Below are 12,760 nucleotides of genomic sequence, written 5' to 3'. Positions count from 1 at the left end.
GCGCCGTGCTGGTTCGAAGCCGGAGAGGATGGGTGTCGATGTTCGAGACGGCCCTGCACGAAGGGATCACCCGGGCACAGGACGGGTTACGGCAAGCCCGCCGCGAGGGCCTCCCCCACGAAGCGACCGCCTACGCCGCGCGCCTCCTGGACCTGGTGGACCGGGCTCGTGAGAACGGTATCGACACCACGAGCTGGGTGGACCCGGAGCTGATGACCGCCGCACTCGCCTCGGCCGGGGACACCTGACCGTCCCTGTCGACGGAGTCGTCTCGCGCCCGACCCGTGGTGCCCTCGGGTCCGGTCCAGGCGGAAGATCACTCAGGACTCCGCCACAATGCCGTCATGGGCAAGCCACGCGAGCAGCGGCTCGGGGAGGTCTTCGTCAGCCTCGCCGACACCCTCGTTGCCGACTACGACGTGATCGACCTGCTGTACAACCTGAGCACCGCCTGTGTCGAGCTGCTGGCCGTCGACACCGCGGGGATCATGGTGACCGATCGGAAGGGCTCGCTGCACACGGTGGCGTCCTCCCACGAGCGCACCGAGCTGCTGGAGCTGTTCCAGCTCCAGAACAACGAGGGCCCCTGCCTCGACACCTTCCGCCAGGGCCAGCCCGTCACCTGCCTCGACCTGGACCGTGCGAGAGGGCGGTGGCCGACGTTCAGCGCCCACGCCCACGACCGCGGCTACCGATCGGTCCATACCCGACCGATGCGGGTCCGGGACACGGTGATCGGCGCGCTCAACCTCTTCGGCGACCAGACGGGCGCGGTGTCCGAGACCGACCTGCTCACCGCTCAGGCTTTCGCGGACATCGCGACGATCAGCATCATCAAGGACCGCACCGCCGACACGCTGAGCCAGCTCGTCGAACAGCTCCAGACCGCCCTGGACAGCCGGGTGATCATCGAGCAGGCCAAGGGGATGCTCGCCGAACGCGGGGGCGTCGAGGTGGACGAGGCCTTCTCGCTGCTCCGCAGCTATGCCCGGAACCACGGCGAGCGCCTCACCGAGGTCGCCCGCAAGTTCCTGGACGGCACCGTCGACCCGATGACGAGCCGACCCCAGGGCAGCGGCCGCCACGCCTAGCGAACCCTCGGGTGCCGCTGCGACCCCGTGCGGACCGGGCGCTACTCGCCGAAGGCCACCCGGACGTCGTCGGTGGTGGTCGGTGCCCGGCGTGCCGGACCTCCGCGCTCGGTCTCGACGGGGTCGAGCACCACCTCGTCGGCCACGATCGCGGGGTCGACGCGGAGGACCGCGTAGCCACCCACGGCCCCGGCCCCGAAGCCGGGAGCGAAGATCCTCGAGGGGCGGTCGATCACGCCGTCGCGCACGGCGTCGTGGATGGCGATGGGGATGCTCGCGGCCGACACGTTGCCCATCGACTCGATGTTGAAGTAGAGCTGGTCGGCCGACAGCCCCGCCTTCGCGGCCAGGTCGAGGATCATCGTCTTGTTGGCCTGGTGCGGGACGATCAGCTCGATGCTCTCCAGCAGGCTGCGGCCGGGGTCGTCGGGATCGGTCTGCTCGGAGAGCTCGCCGAGCATCTGGTCCAGGTAGCGCTGCACCAACGACTTGACCTCGGGGCCGTAGACGGTGATGTCGTTGTCGAACTCGGGGTTCGGCCAGATGATCGAATTGACCTCCGACGCCGGCCCGCTCGCGTAGGTCTGCAGGACCTCGACGTCGACCGGGGCGCCCTCCGCGGCCGGGGCCACGACCATCGCCGACGCCCCGTCGCCGAAGATCATTCTCGACGTGCGCGCGCTCCCGATCTTGTCGGAGAACTTCTCGACGCACACCAGCAGCACGGGCCGCCGGACCTCCTGGATCTGCCGGACCGCCTCGGCGAGCCCGTAGGGCAGCCCGGCGCAGGCCGCGACCATGTCCATCGACGTGTGGGTCTGCGCCAGCCCCAGCTCGCCGGAGACCCAGCAGGCGATGGACGGAATCTGGCGGTTGCTGGTGCACGTGCTGACCAGGACCGCGCCGATCTCGTCGGGCGACCGGCCGGACTTCGCGAGGGCCGCGCGCGCGGCGTCCAGCGCGAGGAGCTGCGGCTCCCGTGACGTGTAGCGCCGCTGGCGGATCCCGGTCTTGCGGCCGATCTCGTCGGCGCTCATCGGCGACCACGAGAAGCTGGCGTTGCGGATGACGTCGACGTTGTCGCAGACGTGCTCACCGCGCACCACGGCCAGGGCCTCCAGTGCGGGCCGCACCGCGAAGGCTTCACGCACCCGCACCGGGGGGTACGGCGTCCGGGGCGACACCGTCTCGACCGGGACGCTCGGCGTCTGCGCCACGGCGGGGCCCGTGTCGCGGGCCTGTTTGACCCGGTCGATGAACGCCATGACGTCGCGGTTGCGCGGGTGGAAGGTCACGACGAAGTCGTCGGGGCCGATGTCGGCGGGGTGGCGCAGCGTCGTCCGGGAGCCGTCCCACGGGTAGAGGTTGTGCAGCACCATCGCCCAGCGCGTAAGGGCCTCGAGCTCGGGCACCTCCGCCTCGGCATCGAGGATCTCGTCCACCGGGAAGAGGTGGTGGTCGGGATCGTGGTCGGGCATGACGAAGGTCAGGGCGTCGGGCTGCGCCAGGAACTCGGCGACGGTCGGCTTGATCGCCGGGAGCTCGGTGGCGTGGTGCAGCTTGTGCCGGAACACGTCGAACAGCAGGGCGAAGATCCGGTCCTCGGTATCGGCGACCCAGCGCGACGGCAGCTCGTGGAACGCACGCTCGACCGCCGCGACCTTGCGGTCACGGTCCTCCCACGGGGTCAGCACCGGGAGGAAGACGTCGTCGCGATGCCGGGGCACGTCACGCCACCGCATCGGACGCTTGTCGAACATCGTCATCGAGTACCGGTTGACCCAGAACAGGTTCTGGCCGAGGTCGCGCAGCAGCTCGAAGCGGCTCGGGTAGGAGCCGCTCTCCACCCGGTGGAGGATGTCGGTCCCCGTCGGGGCCTTCGCCTCGAAGTCCCGCTCGATGACGGCGGTGAACTGGTCGAGCGTGTCGAGGACCGTGAAGTCCAGCTCGCCGAAGAAGTTGGCCGGGAAGACGAGGCGACCACTGCGGTTGATCACGAACGGCTTCACGGCATCACCTTCGGCGTCCTGCGCGATCGATGGCCGGTCAGCCACGTCGTCGCCGACTCTAGAAGAGTGGCGACGCTGCGGGGCCTGCGCGAGCGTGCGCTCCTCATCGCTCGTCGGGCTCCAGCTCCGTCGCGATGCGGAAGTCCACCTGGACCTGCCGGTAGGTGACGCCGGGAGTGACCTCGTCGGGCAGCCCCTCGCGCCGCGTCCCGGCCCACGATCCCGGTCCCGCGTCGCCGTGGAACGTGACCTCGTCGTCGCGGACGTCGTGGAACGTCATCTCGTCCGCGCGGACGGAGCTGCTGAACGAGATCGGCCCGTCGTCGCTCATTTCTCGCCGCTCTCGTCCCGCGTCCTCGACCTCGTCGTCGTGCCGGACGCCCGGCGACGCGGGGCGGCGGTACGGCGCTCCGTGCCCGACTCCCGGCGAGAGGCCTGACCCTCCGACCGCGTCCGGCCCGACGCCGAGGCGCTGCGGCCCTCCGACGCGCGGCGCCGGGCTCGCGGCCGTCCGCTCGCGGCCTCGTCCTGCTGGTCGTCCTGCTGGTCGGCGTCCTCCTCCTGACCCGACGCACTGTCGCTTCCGGCGTCGGTGCTGTCGCCGGCGTCCTCGTCGTCGCCGGCACCCACGGCGTCCCGCGCCGCTCGGCCGACGTCGCCCGCCGTGCGCGTCACCGCACCGACGGCGTCGCCGGTCGAGCTCCCGACCTCCTCGACCGTGCGCCCTGCGCCCCGGCCCACCGTCTCGGTGGCCGACCCGGCCCCCTCGCCGACGTCCTCCACCGCGCCGCCCACGCTCCGGCCCAGCTGCTGGGTCGCACCACGCGCTCCCTGTCCGACCTCTCGGACGGCCTCTCCGGCGCCCTCGCCGACCTGGTCGACGGCATCGCCGACGCCCCGGCCGAGATCGCTCGCGGCCTGACCGACCCCCCGGGTGACCTGCTCGAGGATCTGGGGATGGCGGTCGACCGAGTCCAGCACCCGGGCGATGATCGATCCGACCTCGTCGAGCCGGACCCGCAACTGCGCCTGCGCCTCGACGCCCTTGATGTTCAGCTGGACCCGTCCGAGGGTGGCGTCGACGCCGACGTTGAGCTTCAGCAGGTCGAGCACCTCGGCCTGCAGCGACACGTGGGCCCGCAGGTCCTCGACCTCGAGGTCGATCTCGTCGACCTTGAGCAGCGGGACGTCCAGGAACACGTCCGGGGCGTCGTCACTACCGGTGCCGTCGTTCTCGCTCTCGTGCGGATCGTCGGGCATGGCACACCGTCCTCGTCGAGTCGTCGGTGCGTCGACGTTCCCCCTCCTCACGGGCACCCAAGCGCTCCCCGCGCTACCGAGCCGAGAGTTGCCCCACGAGGACGTTCTCCCTGGTCCTCACGCTCCTGACTCGGTGAGCCGTCTGCCCCTGCCCGCCACCACGGGCACCCTCAGGCGGTCCCGGTCGTCGGCGTGACCTCCCGCGGGCGCGCCGGTTGGAACAGCTCGACGAGGTTGCCGTCCGGGTCGGCGATCAGGACCTGGCGGCCTCCCGGGCCGGCGACGAGGTCGCTGCGGAAGGGCAGGTCCGCGGCGCGGAGGCGGGCGATCTCGGCGTCCAGGTCGTCGACGACGAGATGGATGCGGTTGCCCCCCCGGTGTCGCCGCGTCCGCGGGTGTCGCCCGGGCACCGGAGCTCGCGGGGCCCGAGAGCAGGAGCCGGAGTCGACCACGGAGGACGTCGGCGAAGGCGGGCGCGGCGCTCATGTGGAGCGTGAAGCCCAGGTGCCCGGTGTAGAAGTCGATCGCGGCCCCGACGTCGTCGACGAGGTAGCGGACGCTGGCGTACTGCTCTGGTGGGTTCATGGCTCACCCTCTCGGTGACGGTGTCGTGGCGAGGACGGGAAGCAGGTGCCCGACGCGCGCGTCGATCTCGTCCGCGGCGCGCTCGAAGGCCTCGTCGCCCGATGCGTCGGCCGTCGCGGGGTCCGGGATGCTCCAGTGCATCCGTCGGGCGGGGCCGGAGAAGCCCGGGCAGACCTCGCGCGCCTTGTCGCACAAGGTGATGACGAGATCGAACGACTCGGCGGCGACCTCGTTCAGGTGCCGGGGTCGCTGAGCGGAGACGTCGACGTCGAAGCGGCCGCGCAGCACGCGGACGGCGCCGGGGTGCAGGCGCTCCTTGGGTCGGCTGCCCGCGCTCGTCGCCCGGACCGCGCCGGCCGAGCGGAGCGTGAGGAGGGCTTCGGCCACCGGCGAGCGCGCGCTGTTGCCGGTGCAGACGAACAGGACCGACAGCGGCCGGCCACTCCCCTGCGGAGAAGCGGGGTCAGACGGCGGGTGAGTCGGCTGCAGCGCCGGATGGAGCGCCGTGCCGCTGCCGGCCAGCGCGCGGGCGCAGCGATCGAGATCGAGGTGGTAGTAGCTGTCCCGCCGATCGGCGGAGCTGCGGGTGGCGGTGACGAGCCCGCCGTCGCGGAGCAACCGCAGGTGGTAGGAGACCAGGTTCTGCGGCTGGTCGAGCCGCGTCGCCAGCTCCCGGACGCGGAAGTCGCTCCCGGCGAGCTCGGCCATCAGCCCCCAGCGCACGGGGTGCGCTGCGAGCTGCACGAACGCCGGTGGTGCGGCCTGTTGACCCGGAGACGACACGGGCAGCAGTATGCGCGCCGTCCGGGCAATGCATCAAACACAGTTGATGCATTTCCCGTCGGGCGACCGAGGGGGGCCGAGGTGACCGACCCACGGCTGGCGCGCCGGCTCGGGGTGACCGACGCCGTGCTGATCGGGCTCGGCTCGATGATCGGCGCCGGCGTGTTCTCGGCGTTCGCGCCTGCGGCATCGGCCGCCGGTGCCGGGCTGCTGATCGGTCTGGCCGTCGCCGCAGCGGTCGCCTCCTGCAACGCCACCGCCTCGGCGCAGCTCGCGGCGCAGTATCCGGTCTCGGGAGGGACCTACGTCTACGGCCGCGAGCGGCTCGGGGACTGGTGGGGGTTCCTCGCCGGCTGGGGCTTCGTCATCGGCAAGACGGCCAGCTGCGCCGCGATGGCCCTGACCTTCGCCGCCTACGCCGTGCCCGCCTCGTGGCAGCGTCCCGCGGCCGTGGGCGCCGTCGTCGTCCTCGCCGCGATCAACTACCGAGGGATCACCCGCACCGCCCGGCTCACCCGCGTGATCGTCGGCGTCGTGCTGGTCGCGCTGGCCGTGGCGGTCGTCGCGGGGCTCGCCGGAGGGACGGCCGGGGCCGCCGGCCCGGTCGCGGATGCGGTCGAGGAGCCGAGCCCGTTCGAGGTCCTGCAATCGGCGGGACTGCTGTTCTTCGCCTTCGCGGGCTATGCCCGCATCGCCACCATGGGCGAGGAGGTGCGCGACCCCCGGCGCACGATCCCGCGCGCCATCGTCACGGCCCTCGCCATCGCGGTCGCGGTGTACGCCGTCGTCGCGGTCACGCTCCTGCTCGTGCTCGGTCCGCAGCGGCTCGCGACGTCGCGGGCTCCGCTGGCGGACATGGTGGCCGGCGCGGGCTGGGCCTGGGCCGTGCCGGTGGTCGCCGTCGGGGCCTCGGCGGCGGCGCTCGGGGCGCTGCTGGCGTTGATCGCCGGAGTCGGTCGGACCACCCTGGCCATGGCCCGTCGGGCCGACCTCCCCCGGTGGCTCGCCGCGGTCCACCCACGCCACGAGGTCCCGCACCGCGCGGAGATCGCGATCGCCGTCGTCGTGTCGGTCCTCGTGCTCACGGTGGACCTGCGCGACGCGATCGGCTTCTCGTCGTTCGGCGTGCTCGTGTATTACCTGATCGCCAACCTCTCGGCCTTCACCCAGCTGCCCGACCAACGCCGGTACCCGCGCGGGCTCCAGGTCGTCGGGGCCGCCGGATGCCTGCTCCTCGTGGCCACGCTGCCCCGACAGGCCGTGCTGTCCGGACTGCTCGTCTACGCCGTCGGCGTCGCGTACCGCGGCGTCAGGTTGGCCGTCGCTCGACGATGACGACGACAGAACCAGCCGTCCGCCTAGCGGCCGAGAACGCTGGGCGCCCGCAACCGCGGTTCACGGATGAACTCGGGCGGGCCGTCGTCCCTGAACGCGAACGCGAGGAAGGCACCCGGCTCCTGGGCGAGGTCCACCCAGTAGAAGCGCAGCAGCGTGCCGTCCGGGTCGGTCACGTCGACGACAGCCTCGTGCGGCCCACGATCCTCCACCGGCGTGTAGTCGGCCCCGAGCATCTCGCTCCGTTCCTGGACGACGGAGAGACTCTCCCGGCTGCTCATGTGCAGCGCCACGATGTCGAACCCGTCCAGATGGGGCGTGCTGGAACAGTGCTGCCTCAGGCGTAGAGCGAACGAGAATCCGCCCTCCATCGACCGCACCGCCGCCCCGCGGAGCTCACCGTTCTCGATGAACTCGTAGGTCAACGTGAGGTCCATCAACCGGCAGTACCAGTCGACACTGAGCTGGAGATCGGTCACGGGAATCTTCACGTGCAGGACCTTCGTGATGCCGATACCCACCGCAGGCTCCTCGTCGAAAGGTGTGAGAGATCGCGATCCCGATAGTCTGGCCCTCCTCCTCGTCCGCGTCACTCACCTGACCCAGGGCACACACGCAGGCACTTTGTGTCGGCCTCGCGCCCCCGACCGTCCGTCGATGCGGCCGCTGTTCACCGCCAGGAACCTGAAGGATCTCGCCCGAACTCATCCAGAGAGACAGGGAGGAAACGGTCTTCTTTCTAGGCGACACCGAAAGCGGTCAACGCAACGACGAAGGAGACGGCGGAAACGGTGAGAAAAGATGTCCACTCCCCGGTGGCCGAGGTGAGGCTGGTGGGTGGACCCGTTTCCGTTCGGTGAGAACGGACGCCGACGCTCACGGGCGCCCGTCGTCGGGCGGGTCGAGGTGGTTGATCGCCTCGAACACGGTTCTGCGCATGTCCTTGACGAGATCGCTGACCTCGTCGAACTGCCGATGCAGGCGTCGGCGGTGGTCCCCGGCCGGGCTCGTCGCCAGCAGTCCCGACAGAGCGATCTCGACCCCGATCAGTCGTTGCAGGGTGCGTTCGTTGAGCTCCGTGGCGAGCTGCTCGCGCTCCTGGAACCGTCGTAGTCGCGCCTGGTTGCGGCGTGCGCGGACCAGCGCGAGAGCGGCGCCGGCCTCCGCGGCGAAGACGCACACCATGTCGCTCTCCGCGTCGTCGAACGGGGCCTGCTCGCGGGTGCGGGCAACGATCAGAGCGGCCTCGAGCGTCCCCGCGGCCCCATCGACGACCGGGGCGGCCGCGATCGGACCCACCTCGGGTGCCCGCTCGGCTACTCCCGCCGTGCGTGGGTCCGCGGCGGCATCGGGGATGACCAGCGGGCGGCCGCTCGACACCACCACCTCGGTGATCGAGTTCTTCCGAGGGATCCGTCGTCCGGACCACGCCTCCATGCCGCCCACCGAGGCCGGGATCTGCACGGTCGCCGGATCCTCGGGATCGACGACGGTGATCGCGACACCGTGCGCGTCCGTGGTCTCCGCGACGATGCTGACCAGCTGGTGCCAGGCTCCGGCCTCGTCATCGTCGGCCTGGCGCAGCAGCCACGCCAGGAGTCGCAGCGCCGCGGCCTCCCACCGGCGTTGCTGGCCGAGGTGGCGCTGCGACCGCACCCCGGAGACGGCCTGCCCGGCGATCGTCGCGAACACGGCCAGGAGTTCCGCATCCACCTCGCCGGAGGGACCACCGTCCTCGACGACGTAGAGCTGCCCGTAGATGCCCGAGGCGGCGCGGATCGGAGCGCTGACCACCCTCGACGATGGCGGCGGCGCGGAAGCACGGTCGATGTCCATGCTCGCCGCGCGGGGCAGCGGGACGTGGGTTCGACCGTCGGCGATCTCGTCGAGGACGAGGTCACCGACGGTCAGGCGCCGGAGCCGCTCGAGCAGATCGTCGCTCAGTCCGCGGTGCACCACCCGGACGCCCTCCCCGCCCGACGGCGCCATCCCGAGCGCTACGGCGCCGGCATCGCCCACGAGTACCGAGACCGCCTCGAGAATCCGCCCGGGGAGGTCGTCCTCCTCGTCGCCACCGCTCCACAACGCCTCGGTGGCCGCACGGAGCCGCTGCAGCCCCGTACCGACACCCGCGGCCTCCGTCATCGGGAGTGCGCGTCCGAGGGCCACGGGCCCTGCCCGGGGGGACGCGTCCCGGAAACACTCGTACGCACACGGTCACTGTGGCAGAGACGCGACACCGTGCGCCTGCTCCGAACGTCGGTGGCGACCGGCGCCGTTCGGCAGGGTCATCGCCCCGCCGACTCGAGCGTCAGGTGAACGCAAGGTTGAGGGCTTAACGATCCGTCCGTGGTGAGCGAACCTTCCCCGAGACCTCGACAGGGCTCGACTCCGTCGGTGAGTTCGGGCCCGGAAGGACATCCGTGAACGATCCTGCTCCCCGGTTCGGTCCGCACCGTCCTCCGCCCGGTTACCGTCCCGGGTCGGTGGCCTTCCCTCGTCACGACGACCAACCGCCGCCCCGGCCCGATGAGTACGACGAGGACCGGACCGAGGGCGGGAACCCTGGGACGTCGTCCCACCCGCCGCCGGCCGTTCCTCCGGTGCCGAGGGACATCCCGCTGACGACACGCCGACGCGATGACTCCCTGACGCCTACCTCGAGCTCGACGGCCCCGGGTCCCCCCACCCCGCGCATCGGAGCGGGCGGCCTGCCGCCCGGCTACCGGCCCGGATCGGTGGCGTTCCCGACGGAGGAACCGACGACGGGCCGGCGTCGCCGCCGGCTCTGGGCGATCCTCGCCGTCCTGATCGTCGCGGGGGTGGTCGTCGGGCTGCTGGTCAGTGGATTCTCCGCGGCGTCCCCGGCTGTCTGTCAGGGTCTCGACGACGGGCAGGACGCGCTGAGCGCGACCCGGACGGCCTATGGCGCGGCCGGCGCCTCGGAGGCCGGGCAGCGGATGCTGCGGCAGGCCGCGGCCACCGTTCGGGCCGCCTGCCCGGAGCACTCCGGAGAAGCGAGCCAGATGGACGCGTTCGCAAACCTGCTCGACCTGGAGCGGGCTCTCGGTGGCTGAGCCGGTGACGAGACAGCCCCGGTCCCGCGTGTTCGACGCGATGCTCGGTGCCGCCGGCCTCGGGCTGCTCGTGGTGGTCGGGTTCGTGCTCAGTGGGGCGTTCCGGGTGACCCCGCTCTACGACGACGACCCGGTCCCGCGCAGCTCGACCGCACGGAACGAGTGCCAGGCACTCGTGATCGACCGGATCGGGGACCTGGACGCCGTGAGATTCGACGGCGGGAACTCGTCCGAGGTGCTCCGACCGGATCGGTCGTGGGTGATCCGTGGCGCGCTGGAGGTGCGTGAGACCGGCGGGGACGAGCGCAGTGGCGAGTACGTGTGCGACGGGTTGCGGGAGCTCCCGCCGGGGTCGGACCGCTGGCGATCGGATCGCGTGACCGTTCTCGGCGTCTAGCACCCCGCGCCGGCTCCGGAGGCGGCGAGCACCGGCACGTCGACAGGACATCGCAAGCTGCGCGTCCTTCCACCCCGCGTGTGCGGGAGATTCCATGGTCACGGCGACCACGCAGCCGGGGACGGAGGGGCGCTCGGATGGACTTCTCGGCCATCATCTGCCCGGAGACCGGGGTCTCGGCGAGCGAAGCCGCGATGCGGGCCCTCCTGGCCCGCGACCACCTCGACGGAGACGTCACCCATGCCGTCGGAGGATCGCTGGTGGACCGCCGGCGGGCCATGATCGAGGACGTCCGGGTCCTGACGGGTCTGCTGGCCGGCGAGCTCGTCGCCCTAGCGGAGGACCCGGCCCCGCGTTTCGACGCATCCCGCCGCGCTGCGGAGGCGCACCGCGCGACCCTGCGGTCCGACGAGTTCGCCTTCCACACGGCTCTGGCCATGCGTGCGCTCGACCGGGCGACGCGCTCGGACTGACCGCACCGGCCGTTCGGGGCAGCACTCGACCGCCGCGGCTGACGTTCGCCTGACGAAAACCCGACGGGTCTTGGCTCCGTGAGGTGCCTCCCCTGAGCTGAGCGCCATGTCCGTCACAGCATCCGCGGCCGGCGCCGTCGATCTCCTCGCCTCGGGCGGCGCCTCCAGCGGCACCTTCGCCGCGATCGAGGACGCCATCGACGCGGTGTTCACGCCGCTCTCCGAAGGCCTGTCGGCGCTCGTCTTCGCCGAGATCCCGCTGTTCGGCGTCTCGTTCCCGTGGATCGTCGGGTGGCTCATCCTGGCGGCGCTGATCTTCACGGTGTACTTCCGGGCGCCCCAGTTCCGCAACTTCCGGCTCGCCATCGGGATCACCCGGGGCCGCTACACCAGCGACGACGAGCCGGGGGAGATCCCGCATTTCCAGGCCCTGACCTCGGCGGTGTCGGGCACCGTCGGGCTCGGGAACATCGCGGGTGTCGGCGTGGCGGTGACCATCGGCGGCGCGGGCGCGACGTTCTGGATGATCTGCGCCGGCCTGCTGGGGATGTGCACCAAGTTCGTCGAGTGCACGCTCGGGGTGCGCTATCGGGAGCACCACGAGGACGGCACCGTCTCGGGTGGTCCGATGCACTACCTGCGCCGCGGGATCGCGGAGCGGTTCCCCTCGGTGTTCGGCCGCAACCTCGGCAAGGTCCTCGCGGGCCTCGCCGCGATCTTCATCCTGTTCTTCGGGGTGGCCGGCGGGAACATGTTCCAGGCCAACCAGACGTTCGCGCAGCTCACCGAGGTGACCGGCGGCGAGAGCGGTCTGCTCGGCGGCGACGGTGCAGCTCTGATCTTCGGGATCCTGCTCGCCCTCGTCGTCGGCTTGGTGATCTTCGGCGGGGCCCGGTCGGTGGGCCGCGTGACCAGCCGCCTGGTGCCGGCGATGGCGATCATCTACGTCCTCGCCTGCCTCACCGTGCTCCTGGTGAACCTCCCGCTGGTGCCGGCCGCCATCAGCGCGATCTTCGCGGGCGCGTTCACCGGCGCCGGCGTCGCCGGTGGTGTCATCGGCGCGCTCATCGTCGGGTTCCAGCGGGCAGCCTTCTCGAACGAGGCCGGGCTGGGCTCCGCGCCGATCGCCCACTCCGCGGTCAAGACCCGCCACCCCGCTACCGAGGGCTACGTCGCCATGCTCGAGCCCTTCGTCGACACCGTCGTGATCTGCACGATGACCGCCCTGACGATCGTCGTGGCCGACACCCCGTACTGGCGTGAGGCCCAGGCTGCTGCCCTCGCCGGAGAGGACCCGGCCGGGGTCACGGTGACCTCATCGGCGTTCGAGACCGTGCTGCCGTGGTTCCCGTACGTCCTCACCCTGGCGGTCGCCCTGTTCGCGATCTCCACCATGATCACGTGGGGTTACTACGGGCAGAAGGCCTGGACCTACCTGTTCGGCCGCACCGCCGTCTCCGAGCGGGTCTATCAGGTGATCTTCTGCCTGTTCGTCGTCGTCGGGTCGGTCCTCACCCTCGGTGCCGTCCTGGACTTCGCCGACGCCGTCCTGTTCCTGCTCGCGCTGTTCAACATCACCGGCCTGTACCTCCTCGCGCCCGTGGTCAAGGAGGAGGTCGAGGCCTTCCGCGCTGCTCGCCGGAACGGCGACGTCGTCGAGATGGCGCCCGCGGAGCGTCGCGCGGTGACGCGAACCTGACGATCGTCTGACGACGGGGCCGCCCGGTGCTCCAGCAGGACGACCGTCCTC

Annotated in this window: 13 protein-coding genes and 1 pseudogene; 7 read left to right on the top strand and 7 right to left on the bottom strand. The window is 71.5% G+C overall.

The annotated features are described in order from the left end of the window. The first annotated feature begins 38 nt into the window (after positions 1 to 38). Both ACQPYN_RS14930 and ACQPYN_RS14925 read left to right on the top strand, forming a co-directional pair. Positions 39 to 248: a hypothetical protein gene (locus ACQPYN_RS14930; protein ID WP_433038153.1), complete on the top strand. Its 210-nt coding sequence runs from the start codon at positions 39 to 41 to the stop codon at positions 246 to 248. Positions 249 to 344: 96 nt separating this feature from the next. Continuing rightward, entirely contained in the window at positions 345 to 1,091 is a 747-nt protein-coding gene (locus ACQPYN_RS14925; RefSeq protein ID WP_433038151.1) for a GAF and ANTAR domain-containing protein, read from the top strand. Between the two features lie 41 nt (positions 1,092 to 1,132). On the opposite strand, the gene ACQPYN_RS14920 is transcribed toward ACQPYN_RS14925, so the two are convergent. The 5 genes and pseudogenes from ACQPYN_RS14920 to ACQPYN_RS14900 form a co-directional block, all read right to left on the bottom strand. Then, positions 1,133 to 3,100 carry a 3-oxoacyl-[acyl-carrier-protein] synthase III C-terminal domain-containing protein gene (locus ACQPYN_RS14920; RefSeq protein WP_433038149.1) on the bottom strand — a complete coding sequence of 656 codons (1,968 nt, stop codon included), beginning with the start codon at positions 3,098 to 3,100 and terminating at the stop codon, positions 1,133 to 1,135. A 103-nt stretch (positions 3,101 to 3,203) separates the two neighbouring features. Beyond that, positions 3,204 to 3,431 carry a hypothetical protein gene (locus ACQPYN_RS14915; RefSeq protein WP_433038147.1) on the bottom strand — a complete coding sequence of 76 codons (228 nt, stop codon included), beginning with the start codon at positions 3,429 to 3,431 and terminating at the stop codon, positions 3,204 to 3,206. Further along, positions 3,428 to 4,360, bottom strand: a complete 933-nt coding sequence (locus ACQPYN_RS14910; RefSeq protein ID WP_433038145.1) for a hypothetical protein — start codon at positions 4,358 to 4,360, stop codon at positions 3,428 to 3,430. Before ACQPYN_RS14910 ends, ACQPYN_RS14915 begins: the two co-directional genes overlap by 4 nt. A 170-nt stretch (positions 4,361 to 4,530) precedes the next feature. Beyond that, positions 4,531 to 4,945: pseudogene (locus ACQPYN_RS14905) on the bottom strand (VOC family protein). A 3-nt stretch (positions 4,946 to 4,948) separates the two neighbouring features. Continuing rightward, positions 4,949 to 5,689, bottom strand: coding sequence for a helix-turn-helix domain-containing protein (locus ACQPYN_RS14900; protein ID WP_433038143.1), 741 nt, complete (start codon positions 5,687 to 5,689; stop codon positions 4,949 to 4,951). Between the two features lie 120 nt (positions 5,690 to 5,809). Between ACQPYN_RS14900 and ACQPYN_RS14895 the strand changes: the two genes are divergently transcribed. Then, positions 5,810 to 7,063 (top strand): APC family permease, encoded by a 1,254-nt coding sequence (locus ACQPYN_RS14895; protein WP_433038141.1) that lies wholly within the window; start codon positions 5,810 to 5,812, stop codon positions 7,061 to 7,063. A 23-nt stretch (positions 7,064 to 7,086) separates the two neighbouring features. On the opposite strand, the gene ACQPYN_RS14890 is transcribed toward ACQPYN_RS14895, so the two are convergent. Both ACQPYN_RS14890 and ACQPYN_RS14885 read right to left on the bottom strand, forming a co-directional pair. Continuing rightward, positions 7,087 to 7,554, bottom strand: a complete 468-nt coding sequence (locus tag ACQPYN_RS14890) for a VOC family protein (RefSeq protein WP_433038891.1) — start codon at positions 7,552 to 7,554, stop codon at positions 7,087 to 7,089. Between the two features lie 385 nt (positions 7,555 to 7,939). Continuing rightward, on the bottom strand, positions 7,940 to 9,208 hold the full coding sequence (locus ACQPYN_RS14885) for a GAF domain-containing protein (RefSeq protein ID WP_433038139.1): 1,269 nt from the start codon (positions 9,206 to 9,208) through the stop codon (positions 7,940 to 7,942). A gap of 593 nt (positions 9,209 to 9,801) precedes the next feature. Between ACQPYN_RS14885 and ACQPYN_RS14880 the strand changes: the two genes are divergently transcribed. The 4 genes from ACQPYN_RS14880 to ACQPYN_RS14865 all read left to right on the top strand — a co-directional run bounded on the left by ACQPYN_RS14880 (position 9,802) and on the right by ACQPYN_RS14865 (position 12,709). Continuing rightward, a complete protein-coding gene (locus ACQPYN_RS14880; protein WP_433038137.1) occupies positions 9,802 to 10,140 on the top strand; it encodes a hypothetical protein in 339 nt (112 codons plus the stop codon). Beyond that, positions 10,133 to 10,537, top strand: coding sequence for a hypothetical protein (locus ACQPYN_RS14875; protein WP_433038135.1), 405 nt, complete (start codon positions 10,133 to 10,135; stop codon positions 10,535 to 10,537). Before ACQPYN_RS14880 ends, ACQPYN_RS14875 begins: the two co-directional genes overlap by 8 nt. Positions 10,538 to 10,674: 137 nt before the next feature. Beyond that, positions 10,675 to 11,010 carry a hypothetical protein gene (locus tag ACQPYN_RS14870; protein WP_433038133.1) on the top strand — a complete coding sequence of 112 codons (336 nt, stop codon included), beginning with the start codon at positions 10,675 to 10,677 and terminating at the stop codon, positions 11,008 to 11,010. A 106-nt stretch (positions 11,011 to 11,116) separates the two neighbouring features. After that, positions 11,117 to 12,709, top strand: a complete 1,593-nt coding sequence (locus ACQPYN_RS14865; RefSeq protein ID WP_433038131.1) for an alanine/glycine:cation symporter family protein — start codon at positions 11,117 to 11,119, stop codon at positions 12,707 to 12,709. Positions 12,710 to 12,760: the final 51 nt, after the last annotated feature.

It is taken from the genome of Actinomycetospora sp. CA-053990 (genome assembly GCF_050948445.1).
Classification (GTDB): domain Bacteria; phylum Actinomycetota; class Actinomycetes; order Mycobacteriales; family Pseudonocardiaceae; genus Actinomycetospora; species Actinomycetospora callitridis.
Note: the sequence above shows the minus strand (reverse complement) of the source record. Positions and strands in the feature narration are given on the sequence as shown.